The sequence below is a fragment of the Hominimerdicola alba 8 genome, assembly GCF_000178155.2.
GTDB lineage: Bacteria > Bacillota > Clostridia > Oscillospirales > Ruminococcaceae > Hominimerdicola > Hominimerdicola alba_C.
In genome coordinates, this window is sequence record NZ_ADKM02000018.1 from 171,689 (window position 1) to 185,702 (window position 14,014).

Annotated in this window: 13 protein-coding genes; 3 read left to right on the forward strand and 10 right to left on the reverse strand. The window is 50.9% G+C overall.

The features are described 5' to 3' along the window. Positions 1-13: 13 nt before the first annotated feature. The 3 genes from CUS_RS01520 to CUS_RS01530 are packed head-to-tail and all read left to right on the forward strand — an operon-like array spanning position 14 to position 1,991. Entirely contained in the window at positions 14-208 is a 195-nt protein-coding gene (locus CUS_RS01520) for a DUF2642 domain-containing protein (RefSeq protein ID WP_002847065.1), read from the forward strand. Next, the gene (locus CUS_RS01525; RefSeq protein ID WP_002847021.1) at positions 208-1,068 is read left to right on the forward strand and encodes a TIM barrel protein; all 861 of its coding nucleotides are present in this window, start codon (positions 208-210) and stop codon (positions 1,066-1,068) included. The genes CUS_RS01520 and CUS_RS01525 overlap by 1 nt, the downstream gene beginning before the upstream one ends. A gap of 20 nt (positions 1,069-1,088) precedes the next feature. Beyond that, on the forward strand, positions 1,089-1,991 hold the full coding sequence (locus CUS_RS01530; protein ID WP_002847108.1) for a hypothetical protein: 903 nt from the start codon (positions 1,089-1,091) through the stop codon (positions 1,989-1,991). A 114-nt stretch (positions 1,992-2,105) separates the two neighbouring features. On the opposite strand, the gene CUS_RS01535 is transcribed toward CUS_RS01530, so the two are convergent. From CUS_RS01535 to CUS_RS01580, 10 genes are all read right to left on the reverse strand, one after another. Continuing rightward, positions 2,106-3,155 (reverse strand): transglutaminase domain-containing protein, encoded by a 1,050-nt coding sequence (locus CUS_RS01535; RefSeq protein WP_002847050.1) that lies wholly within the window; start codon positions 3,153-3,155, stop codon positions 2,106-2,108. Positions 3,156-3,196: 41 nt separating this feature from the next. Continuing rightward, complete coding sequence (locus tag CUS_RS01540; protein ID WP_002847068.1) at positions 3,197-4,372, reverse strand: dockerin type I domain-containing protein; 1,176 nt, start codon at positions 4,370-4,372, stop codon at positions 3,197-3,199. A gap of 63 nt (positions 4,373-4,435) precedes the next feature. Beyond that, positions 4,436-5,296 (reverse strand): 16S rRNA (cytidine(1402)-2'-O)-methyltransferase, encoded by an 861-nt coding sequence (gene rsmI, locus CUS_RS01545; RefSeq protein ID WP_002846953.1) that lies wholly within the window; start codon positions 5,294-5,296, stop codon positions 4,436-4,438. Next, the gene (locus CUS_RS01550) at positions 5,296-6,456 is read right to left on the reverse strand and encodes an amidohydrolase (RefSeq protein WP_002847039.1); all 1,161 of its coding nucleotides are present in this window, start codon (positions 6,454-6,456) and stop codon (positions 5,296-5,298) included. The genes rsmI and CUS_RS01550 overlap by 1 nt, the downstream gene beginning before the upstream one ends. A 106-nt stretch (positions 6,457-6,562) precedes the next feature. Further along, positions 6,563-6,730 carry a hypothetical protein gene (locus CUS_RS20000; protein ID WP_002847163.1) on the reverse strand — a complete coding sequence of 56 codons (168 nt, stop codon included), beginning with the start codon at positions 6,728-6,730 and terminating at the stop codon, positions 6,563-6,565. Positions 6,731-6,756: 26 nt separating this feature from the next. Beyond that, positions 6,757-7,341, reverse strand: coding sequence for an RdgB/HAM1 family non-canonical purine NTP pyrophosphatase (rdgB, locus tag CUS_RS01555; protein ID WP_002847061.1), 585 nt, complete (start codon positions 7,339-7,341; stop codon positions 6,757-6,759). Between the two features lie 12 nt (positions 7,342-7,353). Next, positions 7,354-8,259 (reverse strand): signal recognition particle-docking protein FtsY, encoded by a 906-nt coding sequence (ftsY, locus tag CUS_RS01560; protein WP_002846992.1) that lies wholly within the window; start codon positions 8,257-8,259, stop codon positions 7,354-7,356. Positions 8,260-8,721: 462 nt separating this feature from the next. Then, the gene (gene smc / locus CUS_RS01570) at positions 8,722-12,276 is read right to left on the reverse strand and encodes a chromosome segregation protein SMC (RefSeq protein WP_002847142.1); all 3,555 of its coding nucleotides are present in this window, start codon (positions 12,274-12,276) and stop codon (positions 8,722-8,724) included. 22 nt (positions 12,277-12,298) lie between these two features. Further along, a complete protein-coding gene (locus CUS_RS01575; RefSeq protein WP_002847033.1) occupies positions 12,299-12,724 on the reverse strand; it encodes a hypothetical protein in 426 nt (141 codons plus the stop codon). Then, entirely contained in the window at positions 12,724-13,971 is a 1,248-nt protein-coding gene (locus CUS_RS01580; protein ID WP_002847135.1) for an elongator complex protein 3, read from the reverse strand. The genes CUS_RS01575 and CUS_RS01580 overlap by 1 nt, the downstream gene beginning before the upstream one ends. Positions 13,972-14,014: the final 43 nt, after the last annotated feature.

Consider the following 14,014-nt stretch of genomic DNA (forward strand, 5'->3'; position numbering starts at 1 on the left):
GGAGGTCATTGACATGAGTGATTTTTTCAGAGAACTGATAGGAGTTAAGTGCAACATTTCTACCACTGACGGCGAGTACCGCAACTATGTGCTGAGAGATATCTCCAACGACTGGATAGTTATCGAGAAAGCCGCTGAGTCCACCTACCTCAATCTGGCGCACATCATTTCAATAAAGGTGGCGGCAGACGTCAAGGACGAAGGCTGATGCAGGCAAAGTTCGGACCTGCGGGCAGCAGTGACAGATTTTCGGCTGAATGCAAGTCGTCGTTACAGCTGCCCGGCTGGGTCAGCCGAATGGGGCTTGACCACTTTGAATATCAGTGCGGCAGAGGTGTCAGAGTCAGCGATAAGCTGGCGGCTTCACTCAGGGCAAAGGCAGAGGAACATGGCGTGACCGTTTCACTGCATGCGCCCTATTTTATTTCACTTTCAAGCACTGAGTCAGAAAAGCGCGATAAAAGCATCGACTATATCTTGCAGTCGGCAGATGCGGCAAAGCGCATGGGGGCTGAACGGATAGTGATACACAGCGGTTCATGTGCAAAAATGACCCGCGCACAAGCCCTCGAACTGGCAAAAGATACCCTAATGCGGGCTAGGAAAGCGGCTGTTGAACAGGGGCTTGGCGATATCATCTTCTGCCCCGAAACTATGGGCAAGGTAAATCAGCTGGGCGACCTGAACGAAGTGCTGGAACTCTGTGTGCTTGACGACAGCTTCCTGCCTTGTATCGACTTCGGTCACTTAAATGCAAGGGAATTTGGTTGGATAAAAGGCAAGGCGGAATACGCGCAGATACTCGATGCTATCGGCAATAAACTGGGCGAGGACAGGCTGAAAGTTTTCCATGCGCATTTTTCTAAGATAGAGTTCACTGTGCCCGGCGGTGAAAAACGCCACCTGACTTTTGCAAAGAACAACGGCTTTGGTCCCGATTTCGAGCCGCTGATGGAACTTGTGGCTGAAAAAGGTCTTGCGCCAACATTCATTTGCGAGAGCGCAGGCACGCAGGACGATGATGCACTGACCATGAAGCAGTGCTACCTTAAAGCGCTGGAAAACTGACTTACATCAGGGGGTAAAAAATGAGCGAATATGAAGTTGCGCTGGAATTGGACAGCAAAAGCACAGCAAAACTGATGATGATGATGTGCGGCAGTGCCATGATAGAAAAAGGCATAAGACCGCGCGTAAGCCTTATTAAGTTCCTTGCAGGCAATGAGGAAGCCGCTAAAGAACTGTTTGACAAGACCGCATTTTCGCAGGAACTTATCGAGGTCTTGTTCGACTCGACCACGACCGAGCGCTATGATGACGAAAACAAACTCTATTTTGCGGGGCTTGAATGCCGCCGAGCGCTAGGCATAATGAGAGCGAACCTGCTCTTCTTCCGCAGTTTTGCCGCACATGTTGAGATTTCACCGTCATACAGTCCCCAGAACTATCACCCCGCAGTCCTGCTGGGTACTGAACTTGACCCCGATGAAGCCCGCGAGAGTTTCAACATACTTACCGAGATGTTTTCCTCTTTCTCAGCGGCGGCAGAAAAAGTCGTGCTGATAAGGTGCGATGACATGTGCGTAATATCGGGGCATGAACTGGAGATCTTCGGCAAAGACCTTCCTGCGGCGAGGTTCACCTCTCTGCGTCCCGGCATGACAGTTGCCGAAGCTGAACGCACCCTTATGAAAAAACTGATATTAAAGCGTTTCAATGTCAGGTTCAGAGATGCGGGCGTTCTGCTCTCTTTCAGTGAGGACGCACTTACCCTGCGCTCGATACGCTTTGAGAAGCCTTTTGACCTGCCTGTACTTGGTCTTGACAGAAATGCGGTAAAGCGCGAACTGGGTCTTCCCGAACGCTACAGCACCCCCAACGATTTCTACAGCACAGGCTGGTTCTACGATAACATCATCGACAACGCCGTACTGCACCTTGACTTTGAAGAACAGCCATCGGGCAAGTGCTGTACCGTATCTATATGCTGATAGCACACCGACTGAAAATGCGGTAAACAAAAGAATAATTGAGCGTTGTACAGCCACATAACAAAAAGCCGCGTCCGATGGTTCGGACACGGCTTTTATTGCGTTATAAGGGAGTCACAGCTTACTGATATACGCCGCGACTATTATCTTACCATCATGTTCGATGCGCTGCCACCTTACAAAATGACTTTTATATTCACGCATAAAATCATTATATACCACGCTGAGGTCATCATGTATCGCATTCGGGTAGATGTATTTGTCAACATCGTCAGCCTCTTCGAGATACCAGCCCTCAGCGGAGGGGTCAGCCACTTCAAAATAAACATTACCTGTTCCGCGTTCAATTGCACTTTCAAGCAGTGTCAGCACATCTTCGGGACTTTCCACAACTGCCAGTTCATGGCTGATGTAGCTGTCCTCAACGCTGTCATTTGCGGGGTCGGTACTGCTGTCCCACTCATGACGCGCCTGCATCACTTCCCGCGAGGTGTTGAAATACTTGTGTTCGATGGGTCTGCCGTCCTTATCGGGAACAGGGTCGTCCCACGTTACATCAACATAATACCAGTGACCGTTTATCTGCGCCATGTTCCACGCATGGTCTTCGCCGCCGTCAGCAGCCGCTTTCATCGAGATACATGGTATCTCCAGCATATCCATGAACATCTGGAAAGTGGTGGTGTAGCCGCTGCAAATGCACTGACCGTCATACAGCGCACCGTAGGGGTCGGCAGCATGTTCACCCGCTTCACCGAAAATGCTCAGTTCGCCTTTGTCATATGTCACATTGGTGATGATGTAGTCGTGTATCGCCAGTTCCTTTTCATAGTCGGTCATATCATCGGTCACGCACTGTGCTATGACCTCTTCTGCACGTTTGAGGATATCGCGCTGCATCTCATCAAGCGCCGAACTGTCCCCTGTCAGATACGCCTGCGAGATTGGCGTAGTGTCATAAAGACTGTCGTCCTCTTCTTCGGGAACTTCCTCCGCCGCGCTTGATGTGTTCTCTGTTTCGCTGAGAGTTTCCTCAGTTTCGCCCTCAGCTGCAACAGAAGTATTCGTATCTGTCTTTTCACTGTTTTTCTCTTCGGGGACTTCGCTGCAGCCCGCTGCCAGAACAACAGCGGCAGCCACAGCAGCCAGTATTTTTCTTTTCATTCTGTTTCTCCTTATTCCTCACTGTCAATGCGGGGCTTTTTTTATCCTACACCCTTTACCCTTGCAGCCAGCTTTGCCACATCGGTGACCGTCACCTTGCCATCGCCGTTGATGTCAGCCCTTTCGAGTCTTTCATCTTTCAGCGGCTTTATGCCCTTGACATGCGCCGCCACCATCGAGATATCAGTTACATTCACTTTGCCGTCACCGTTGACATCATACTCGCCGTTGTCGATCGGCTGCGGTTCATCAGGCTCATCGGGTTCATAAGGGATATAATTGTCGGGGTCGAAATCCGTATCGCTTATATCGGGCAGTTCTATCAGGAATGTCTGAAAATTATCGCTTGGGTGATAGGGCGTGTGGTCTGCGCTCATAGAATATTCGCCCTTTGCGAAGTATGTGTAGCCGCCCAGCATATCGTCCCATGTGCAGTCAACATAGTAGCACATGCCGTCATCGAGTCTGACAGCGTTCCACGCATGCTCGCCGCCGTCTGCTGTGCCGCTGACGAAATAGTTGTCGATATCCAGATAGTTCAGCACCGTCTGAAAAGTGCGGGCATAAGTTTCGCAGACACCGCTGCCCTTTTCGGCAGCACCCGCGATGTTGTGCGCCCACGCTTCCGCCGATGGACTGCCATACTGGTCAAAGGCATACTCAAGGTCTTTCGTAAGCACATCATGTACAGCCTTAGCCTTGTCGTAAGCCCTGCCCGATGCTTTCAAAGCAGTATTTACTATGTAGTCCTCGATGTTCGACTGTACTCTCGCCCTGTCGCTGCCATAGATATAGGCATCATCGACGATCATAAGGAACTCTTTTTCACTGCATGCCGAATGTTCGCTGACAAAGTAGAATATCGGGTTGTCATCTCTGAAAGTGTAATACACTATCGAGGCTTCAGCGGCAGTCAGCCCGCCGTTTTTCAGTACCGAATAGCAGTTGTAACCGTAGTAGCTGCCCACTGTGCGGTCGGTATCGTTCCACAGTTCAAGGGCAACATCGTACATCTTGTCGTAGAGTTTCTGCATCTCTTCACCGTTTGCCATAGTGCCGAGATATTCATAACCTGCGGTGCTGGTGCAGTCCAGCACGAAGTCGCTGCTGTCCTCAGTCGCGGGAATGCCTGCCGCCAGTGCATCAAATGCGCTGCCCGCTGCGGGCGAAAGTACCATGACCAGTGCTGCTGCGGCAGCTGTGAATTTCTTTAACATAGTATCACTCCTTTATAGTATTTATAGCGATCCGCCTTAAAATTCAGACAGGATCTTGTGAATTTAAATAGTTGGATCGCTATAGTTGCTGTTTTCTACCAACATAGAATAAAGTTCACCTTTCGAGAAGCCTGTTGCCCTCGCTATCTCACGGCAGGCATCGGTGCCGCGCACGCCTTTTTGCACAAGTGCCTGCACCTGTGCAAATGCCTGCTCGATAGTTTCCGCCTCAGCGATATCCTCTTCTGCCGCACCCTCTATCACCAGTACGAACTCGCCTTTTGCCGCCTTGTTATCGGGGTACATCTCCAGCGCCGCCGAAAGTGTGGTGCGTATGGCTTCTTCGTGGAGTTTGGTAAGTTCGCGGCAGAGAGATATCTTCCTGTCACCGAAATATTCCAGCATATCCCTCAGTGTCTTATGCAGTTTGTGGGGGGCTTCGTAGAATATCAGTGTTTCGCGGGCATCTTTCACCTGCGCCAGATGGTCATACCTCTGCCGCTTGTTCACCGACAGAAAACCCTCGAACCGAAATCTTGAAGTATTCAGCCCGCTTATCGCCAGCGCCGATATCACAGCAGAGGGTCCGGGCACTACCTCGACTTTTATGTTGTTCTCAGCACACAGCCTGACCAGCTTTTCCCCGGGGTCTGAGATGCAGGGCATACCCGCATCGGTGACTATTGCGGCATTTTCGCCCGCTATAAGCCTTTCGATTATCTGCTCGCCTGCGTGTGCGGCATTGTGTTCCTGATAGCATATCAGGGGCTTTTTCGGTCTTATCTCAAAATGGTTCAGCAGTTTCATGGTAACTCTGGTGTCCTCAGCGCAGATGAAATCCACCTTTTCAAGCGTTTCCACTGCGCGGTAGGTCATATCGCCCAGATTGCCTATCGGCGTGCCGACAACGTAAAGTATGCCCATCACACACCCTCCCTGCGAACGACTTTGCCATCTACCATCACAAGCGCGGGGCTTGACATAACTTCAAACGGACTGCCCTCAAACAGCACCATGTCAGCCAGCTTGCGCGGTTCTAACGAACCTGTGATATCATCAATGCCAACTATCTTAGCCGCCGAAGAAGTCACCGCCTTAACGCCGTCATAGAAACTCAGCCCGTTCTTGATGCAGATACCCACCGATATCGGCAGATATTCTATAGGCACTTCCGAATGGTCGGTGCATACTGCCACTTCCAGACCGTTTTCTTTCAGCACAGCCGCATTTTTCGGGGTGAGGTTAGCCATTTCGGGCTTGCACCTGTCACATATCACAGGACCAACCACACAGCTTGCTTTCTCGCCCGCCAGTTCCTCAGCTATCAGATGACCGTCAGTGCAGTGTATCAGTATGTAGTCAAGGTCGAACATGTTGGCTATGCGCACCGCAGTGAAGATATCATCTGCGCGGTGGCAGTGGAAATGTGCCTTTATCTCGCGTTTCAGCAGAGGTATCAGCGCTTCCATAGCGCTGTCATAATCGGGCATGTCGCTTTCGCTCTCAGCCTGTTCCTTATCGCGCATATAGCGCTGTGCCTTGTTGAGGTTATCCTTTATGATGCTTGCCACAGCCATTCTTGTTACAGGCGACTGTTCATGGTCCATATAGGTGAGTTTCGGGTTCTCGCCCAGCGCCATCTTCATGCCGATGCGCCCCCTGCCCATGCTGTCGATGCGTCTGCCGTCGGTCTTGACCGCCACGATAGCGCCCGCTATGGGGTTTGTAGAACCTGGAGATACTATCACCGTAGTAATGCCCGCCTGTCTTGCCAGTTCAAAGGAATAGTCCAGCGGATTTATGCCGTCCAGTATATCCAGCTGGGGGGTGCATGGGTCAAACTCTTCGTTGAGGTCTTCACCCTCTATGCCGACACCCGCGCTTGTCAGCCCCATATGGGTATGGGCATCGATAAATCCGGGATAGAGGGTCATTCCTCTGCCGTCGATATCGTCTTTTGTTTCATTTGCGGGTGAACCCTCACCCACTGCTGTGATGATGTTCCCCTCAATGGTGACATAGCCGTTTTCGATGATGGTATCGCTGTTATCCATCGTATATATCCTGACATTTTTTATGTTCATAAAAAGTCCTCCGTCATTATTCGGTAATAAACATTATACCATATACTCACGATTTTTGCAAGCAAAAACGGCGGGAAAAAAATTCCCGCCGTCTGACATTTTCGCATCAGCCTATTACCGAATACTCGAAATTCTCCCATTTAAGTGTCATACCCTCGTCTGTTTCGTCAGGCAGAAGCGCCATAGCCACGAGGATATCCTCACCTGTTTCGGTATTGGTGAGGTGGGCATAGTCGCCGTCGATACGTGCGACCTTATATATTATCGGTGTCATATCTGAACATTCCTTTACTATCTTTATCAGCCGCGCTTTGCGACCAGCTTTTCTTCCAGCTTTTTCAGCGCTTCAGCCCTGTGGGATACTGCGTTTTTCTCCTCAGCGGGTATCTGCGCAAAACTTCTGCCCTTGTACATGAAAACGGGGTCATAGCCAAAGCCGTTCTCACCGACGGGCTTTCTGCCTATCTCGCCGTAAACTCTGCCCTCGACGCTTATCTCACTGCCGTCGGTGTCGATGAAATGTATGGTGCAGACAAAGTGCGCTCCCCTTTTGTCATCGGGCACATCTTCCAGATTTTTCAGCAGATACTCGCATCTCTCGGCATCGTCATCGATGCCGCCGTACCTTGCCGAATACACGCCGGGCGCACCGTCCAGCGCATCTACCGCAAGACCGCTGTCATCAGCCAGCACCGCACAGCCCAGTTCGGCATGAGCCGCCCTTGCCTTAAGCGCCGAATTCTCGGCAAAAGTCGTGCCTGTTTCCTCGACTTCCAGCTTAAGACCCGCTTCCGACTGCGACATGACTTCGTAGCCGTGTTTTTCAAGAAGCTGTTTGTACTCCCTTATCTTGCCTTTATTATTGCTTGCTATCACAAGTTTCATAAGTCCACCTCATCACTCAAACAGCGCATCGACGAAATCCCTTGCGATGAACGGCTGTATATCGTCTATCTTCTCACCGACTGTCACCAGCTTGACAGGTATTTTCAGGTCATCGCAGATGGTTATTACGATACCGCCCTTAGCAGTGCCGTCCAGCTTTGTGAGTATTATGCCTGTGATATTTGCCGCCTCATTGAACTGCTGTGCCTGATTTACCGCATTCTGTCCTGTGGTTGCATCAAGTGCCAGCAGTACTTCCAGCGCACAGCCCTCAGCCTGCTGGTGGACTATCCTCGATATTTTTTCCAGTTCGTTCATAAGGTTCTTCTTGTTGTGGAGTCTGCCCGCAGTGTCGCAGATGACGACATCAGCCTGTCTTGCCTTAGCCGCTGTCAGCGCATCGAACACAACAGCCGCAGGGTCAGAACCCTCCTTATGTTTTATCAGTTCAACGCCTGCCCTGTCAGTCCAGACTTCCAGCTGGTCTATCGCCGCTGCCCTGAAAGTATCAGCCGCCGCCACGATAACGCGCTTGCCCTCATTTTTCAGCTGATTAGCCAGCTTACCGATAGTAGTGGTCTTGCCAACGCCGTTGACACCTATCACCAGTATGACCGATGGAGTGGTAGACAAATCAAGCGGCTGTTCCTCGCCCAGCATTTCAGCTATGACATCTTTCAGCACGTCCTTTATCGCGGTCGGGTCGGTTATGCCTTTCTGCTTGACATAGTCGCGCACCTTATCGCATATCTTCACCGAAGTATTCACGCCGATATCCGACAATATCAGAGTTTCCTCCAGTTCTTCAAACAGATCCTCATCAATTTTGGTAAACGCATGCAGCAGTCTTTCGATCCTGCCCATCATTGATTCCTTAGTCTTTCTCAGACCATTTTTCAGCTTTTCAAAAAATCCCATATTTAACTCCTATCTTAAATGGGGGCGAAGCCCCCATACCCCCACGCCGAACTTTTGCGCAGTAAAGCTTGACGCTTCGTTCGCAAAATGCCCCTACGGGTCATTTTGTTCACTACGGTCAAGGCGCAAAAGCTTCGGCTCTTTGGCATGTATCAAGGCTTTGTTTTGCCCGCATATTATGTTTGTATTTTTCAGGCTTACTCGCCCCATACCCCCACGCAAGCCTTTTTGCACGTTAGGCTTGACGCTTTGTTCGTGCGCGACTGCGCCGGCGTTGTTCACCTCTCGCGATAACGCGGCGCGGGTCGCTCTTTGGCATGTATCAAGGCTTTGTTCTGCCCGCATATTATGTTTTAACATTTTTGGGGAATTTCCCACGATTTCGGAAACGCATTCCCAATTTCAAAACAGAGAACTCCCGCCCATGTCAATAATTATGAATTATGAATTATGAATTGTGAATTACAAAACCGTCTGTCCCGTATCCATTTTAAGCAGTTTGGAGATGCCTTTTTCCTGCATCGTCACGCCGTACAGCACATCGGCTTCCTCCATTGTGCCGCGACGGTGGGTTATGGTTATGAACTGAGTCTTGTCAGTCAGCCTGTGAAGGTACTGCGCGTACCGTGTTACATTCACATCGTCCAGCGCCGCCTCTATCTCGTCCAGCAGGCAGAACGGTGCGGGCGAAAATCTGAATATCGCGAAGTATATCGCTATCGCCGCCATAGCTTGTTCACCGCCCGAAAGCGACATCAGGCTGGTAATGACCTTGCCCGGAGGCTGTACGCTTATCTCGATGCCGCATTCAAGCACATTTTCGGGGTCGGTCAGTATCAGTTCGCCGCTTCCGCCGCCGAAAAGTTCCTTGAAAATGCTTTTGAAATTGCGGTTTATCTCGTCAAAACTCTGCATGAACACCGATTTCATCTTCTCGGTCAGCTCTTCTATCAGCCTGCAAAGTTCTTCCTTTGAAACGTTGACATCGTTCAGCTGTGCCGCCAGAAAATCGTATCTCTCCCTGACTTCGGCGTACTCTTCTATCGCGCCCAGATTTACACTGCCCAGCGACTTTATCTTGTTTTTCAGTTCGGTCAGCCTGCGCTCGGCTTCTGCCATGTCTTCAACAGGCTGAGCCTTTTCTGCGGCGGTCGAGCGGGTCAGTTCGTACTCGTCCCACAGTTTGTTTACCAGCTTGTCAAAATCCGCTGATATAGCGTTTTTGCGCTCTTCTCCGCGACTCAGCTGTGTAGCGAGGTTTTCCTTTTCGTCCAGCTTGTTCTTCTGCGATGCCCTGAGTTTTTCGGCGCTGTCGCTGTATCCACGCTGTTTGCGGCGCTCTTCTTCCAGCTGAGTTTTAAGGCTCTCAGCCTCAGTGCCGCTGTTTGCTATCTTCTGCCTGATGAACTCGATATCAGCCCGCTTGCCTTTTATCTTTTCCTTTTCGTTTTCAATGTCGAGAGTCAGCTTGCCGCTGTCGCTGTCGCGGTCGGTGATGGTCTTTTCAAGCTGTGCGATGGAATCCTTGCAGCTTTCGATATCCTTTGCCGTTTCCGCGCCCTTTATCCTCAGTTCGGAAAGTTCTGCGCTTATCTCGCCGCGCCGTGTTTTCAGCCTTTCCTGCTCGCTTTGCGAAGTCGTCAGTTCAGCTTCCTTTTCGAGTATCTTCTTATCGACCTCAGCTTCGTCTTTAAGCGTCTTGTCGAGGTCTGCATCAGCCTGCGCCGCTTTTTCACGCAGTTCATTTTCGCGTGAGGTACTGTCTGCCAGCGTTTTTTCGCAGGCTTCTTTCAGCCCGCTTACGCGCTTTATCTCCATCTCGATGCGCAGGCAGTCAGCGTTAAGGGAGTTTATGCTCTCTTTCACGCCCTCAATATCAGCAGACAGCTTGTTGGCTTCGTTTGAGAGCCTTTCTTTTTCGCCCGCCGCTTCTGCGCGGTCAGTTTCCAGCTTGACGCGCTTTTCTTCCAGATCGTTTATCTCGTTTTTTCGGGTGAGTATGCCTGTGCTTTTCGACACACTGCCGCCCGTATACGAACCGCCCGCGTTGACCACCTGACCGTCCAGCGTGACTATCCTGAACTTATAGCCGTAATTACGCGCTATCCGCGATGCGGCATCTATGTCCTCTGCTATACATATCCTGCCCAGCAGATTTCGCACTATGCCCTCATACTTCTTATCATATGTGACTATATCACAGCCCAGCGCCACAAAGCCGTCCTCGTTTTCAAGGCGGTCATTTTCCAGCCTTGTGCCCTTTACCGAAGTTATTGGCAGGAATGTCGCTCTGCCCGCCTTGCCCTCTTTCAGCAGGCGAATGCCCCTCTTGGCAGAATCTTCATTCTCCACCACGATGTTCTGCAAAGCGCTGCCCAGCGCAGTTTCGACCGCCACCGAGTATTCCTTTTCAACGCCCACAAGCTGTGCCACCGTACCGCAAACGCCGCTTATGCGCCCCTGCCGCGTGGCATTCATTATGTGCTTTACCGAGTAGCCGAAGCCCTCCATCGAGCGCTCCAGATCTTTTAGGATATTGAGTCTGCTGACCGTTTCAGTCAGCGCACTTTCAGCCTTTGCGAACCTGTCCACCGCACTGTCCAGCTTTTCGCGGCGCTTTTCCAGCAGTTTTGTCATGCCGCCCAGCACGTTCTCCTTTTCGCCCAGCGAGTCCTTCTTGCGAGTCTGCTCTTTGGTCAGCTTTTCAAGTTCTTTATCGGCATTTTCCTTGTTTTTTTCGGTATCTTTCCTGTCATCAGCTAAGTTTTCAAGCTGTTCGGAAGTTTCCTGCAAGGTATTTTTCAGGCTTTCCGCCGTGAAACTCAGCCTTGATTTTTCAAGATAAGCGGCGCTTATCTCGGCATTTACAGCCCCCACCGCCTTATCCGATCTATCGGCTTCGTCCAGCAGGTCATTGAACTCTTTCTCCTTGTCAGCCACAGCTTTTGCCGACTCGACCTGCTTTTTGCCCAGTTCTTCCAGCTCGTCCTTACGCTTTTTCAGCTCAGATTCAAGAAAACATTTATCAGCCTTTGAGTTTTCTATCTGCTCTTCCAGCTTGTGAATATTTTCCTCAATGTGCGCTATGTCGTTCTCACAGACGGCTATCTCAGCTTCACCGCCGCGGCTCGCCATCTCAGCATCATGTATCTTTGCGCTGATATCATCGGCGTTTGCCGCGCACTGAGCACTCTGCCGCAGGTCTTCCTCTATCTGCTTTTCGGCATCGGAAAGTTCATCGCTAAGTGCCGAGTACTGCTCGTTCAGCAGTTTTATGCGCTCTTCCGTTTCAGCCAGTTTTGCGCGGTTCTGCTCCAGCTTTGTCACCCACACCGAAACTTCCAGCGCTGTTTTTTCATCGTCCAGCACCTTGAACTTTTTTGCCTTTTCGCACTGCTTTTCCAGAGGACCTATACGCCCCTCCAGTTCGGCAAGGATATCTGTCAGCCTTGCGATGTTGTCCTCAGCCTCCACCAGTCTGCGCTCAGCCTCCTGCTTTTTATAGCGGAACTTTGCCACGCCTGCGGCTTCCTCGAAAATATCGCGCCTGTCACTGCCCTTGCCGTTTACTATATCGGCTATGCGCCCCTGTCCGACTATCGAATAGCCGTCCTTGCCAAGACCGGTATCCATGAACAGTTCGTTGACATCTTTCAGCCTGACGGGACTGCCGTTTATCAGATACTCACTGTCGCCGTTTTTGTAGAGTTTTCTCGATACCGACACCACCTCGTCGTCAATGTCGAGCGCTCTGTCCTCGTTGTCGATTATGAGTGTTACCTGCGCAAAAGGCGACTCTTTCCTCGTTTCGCACCCGTGAAAAATAACGCCCGACATCTTCTCGCCGCGCAGTGCCTTTGACGACTGTTCGCCCATTACCCAGCGCATGGCATCGGATATATTGCTCTTTCCCGAACCGTTAGGTCCCACGACGGCGGTTATGCCCTTGCCGAAACTAAGCACCGTCTTATCGGGAAATGATTTGAACCCCTGCAGTTCAAGTCCGCGCAGATACATTATTCTTCACCGCCTTTCGTAATTACTTTATTATCTCTAATACTATGCCCGCCGCCATAAACAGCACAGCTATCCCCGCAAGCACGCTGAATGTCCACCATGTCAGCACAGCATCTTTTGTCTGCTGTTCGTCCAGTGCGAAAACACTGCTGTCGGTCTTTCCGACGATGACATATTTTTCTTTGCCGCGCCTGAGTTCGCCAAACCCAACTGCGCAGACCGTACTGCCCGTTATCTTGCTTCCGCCGACTGTATACACTGCCCGCGCCATATAACTTCTGGTGCCTGCGGTTCTTGTAAATGTTATCCTTGTTTTGACCTTTTCGGTATTGCCTGCTTTTACATCACGCCGAAGCGCCCGCGCTTTTTTCAACATAACGATGTTCCGCACCAGCTGAGAGATCAGCAAAGTTTCAGCAATTATCGACTTTACCATATCTTCATACATCAGAACCACCGCTCGTGCATCTTGTGCATGAAGTCTTTCGTAACGGGATAGCCGCTCGCATCGCCTATCACGCTGTCAACGCCGCAGTAGGGACAGACTGCTGTACCGCAGCCCTCGTTTATCATGTCGCTTATCTCGGCGGGGGCGAAAATTCTTCCGCAGTAAAAGCACCCACAGGACTTGCTTCGCTTTAACTGCTTTATGTTACGAACAGCGTAGTCGTGTGCCGCTTCTTCATCGCTCAGCAGTTTTGCTTCATACAGACCGATATCCTCTTTTTCGATGATCTTCACCTTAAAGCCGAGTTCTTCAAACCCGCGCAGATTGGCACGTTTCTGCCCGACCGCCTTGCTGATACAGCCTTTTTTCACGGCAAAGACAAGTTTTTTATTTTCGGGAGATCTGCCCTCTTTTACAGCCTTGTCCAGTTCGCTCTCCATGCGAAGTCTGTACAGTTCTCCCTCGCAGAGTTCCCTGAAAGCGGGGTGGTAAAAGCCGCCGACCATATCCTGCTCGACTATCTCGCTGGCGTGCAAGCCGCATTTTATCACCCTTATGCCCGCCGCCGTGAAAGCACCCAGCGCCCGCGTCGAGAGCGAAAGCACCTCCTCAAATGACATGGGCTTATACTCGCCGCTTGCAAGCAGTTTTGCAAGCCTTGTGTTTTTCAGTATGACAACAGGGTAGATGCGCACCGTATCGGGGCGTATCGCCATTATCTCGTTAAAAGTTTCGTCCTCCTGCTGATGACCGCTTTTGTAAAGTCCCACCATCATTTGCAGACCAAGTTCAAAGCCGTACTCGCGTATCAGTCGGCTCGCCTGCCTTACATCTTCGGCAGAATGCCCGCGCTCGTTGGCTTCAAGCACTTCATCGGACATGGACTGCGCACCAAGTTCGATGGCTGTAACGCCATAGCTTTTCAGGATATCCAGTATCTCGGCGTTTATGTAGTCGGGTCTGGTGGAGATGCGTATGCCCTTGAAACGCCCGCCGCCCACGAATTTTTTCGCGGCTGTCAGCAGTTCCAGCATATAATCGCGGGGTATGGCGGTAAAACTGCCGCCAAAGAAAGCTATCTCGGTATCTGAAATATCGTCCACCTGACTGAGTGCCTGCATGCAGGCTTTCTCCACATCGTCTTTATGGGGGAGTTTCTGCTTGCCTGTTATGGCGTTCTGGTCACAGAAAGCGCATTTGTGCGGGCACCCCACATGGGGCACGAAAATGGAGATGTTACTGTGCATTTTATCATTCCCCTTATAAAACTTCTTCTGCGCCAATAATGAC

Excerpts from the sequence above, each read along its gene's own strand:
- CUS_RS01520 (WP_002847065.1), top strand. The coding sequence starts at position 14 with ATGAGTGATTTTTTCAGAGAACTGATAGGAGTTAAGTGCAACATTTCT.
- CUS_RS01525 (WP_002847021.1), top strand. The coding sequence starts at position 208 with ATGCAGGCAAAGTTCGGACCTGCGGGCAGCAGTGACAGATTTTCGGCT.
- CUS_RS01530 (WP_002847108.1), top strand. The coding sequence starts at position 1,089 with ATGAGCGAATATGAAGTTGCGCTGGAATTGGACAGCAAAAGCACAGCA.
- CUS_RS01535 (WP_002847050.1), bottom strand. The coding sequence starts at position 3,155 with ATGAAAAGAAAAATACTGGCTGCTGTGGCTGCCGCTGTTGTTCTGGCA.
- CUS_RS01540 (WP_002847068.1), bottom strand. The coding sequence starts at position 4,372 with ATGTTAAAGAAATTCACAGCTGCCGCAGCAGCACTGGTCATGGTACTT.
- rsmI (WP_002846953.1), bottom strand. The coding sequence starts at position 5,296 with ATGGGCATACTTTACGTTGTCGGCACGCCGATAGGCAATCTGGGCGAT.
- CUS_RS01550 (WP_002847039.1), bottom strand. The coding sequence starts at position 6,456 with ATGAACATAAAAAATGTCAGGATATATACGATGGATAACAGCGATACC.
- CUS_RS20000 (WP_002847163.1), bottom strand. The coding sequence starts at position 6,730 with ATGACACCGATAATATATAAGGTCGCACGTATCGACGGCGACTATGCC.
- rdgB (WP_002847061.1), bottom strand. The coding sequence starts at position 7,341 with ATGAAACTTGTGATAGCAAGCAATAATAAAGGCAAGATAAGGGAGTAC.
- ftsY (WP_002846992.1), bottom strand. The coding sequence starts at position 8,259 with ATGGGATTTTTTGAAAAGCTGAAAAATGGTCTGAGAAAGACTAAGGAA.
- smc (WP_002847142.1), bottom strand. The coding sequence starts at position 12,276 with ATGTATCTGCGCGGACTTGAACTGCAGGGGTTCAAATCATTTCCCGAT.
- CUS_RS01575 (WP_002847033.1), bottom strand. The coding sequence starts at position 12,724 with ATGTATGAAGATATGGTAAAGTCGATAATTGCTGAAACTTTGCTGATC.
- CUS_RS01580 (WP_002847135.1), bottom strand. The coding sequence starts at position 13,971 with ATGCACAGTAACATCTCCATTTTCGTGCCCCATGTGGGGTGCCCGCAC.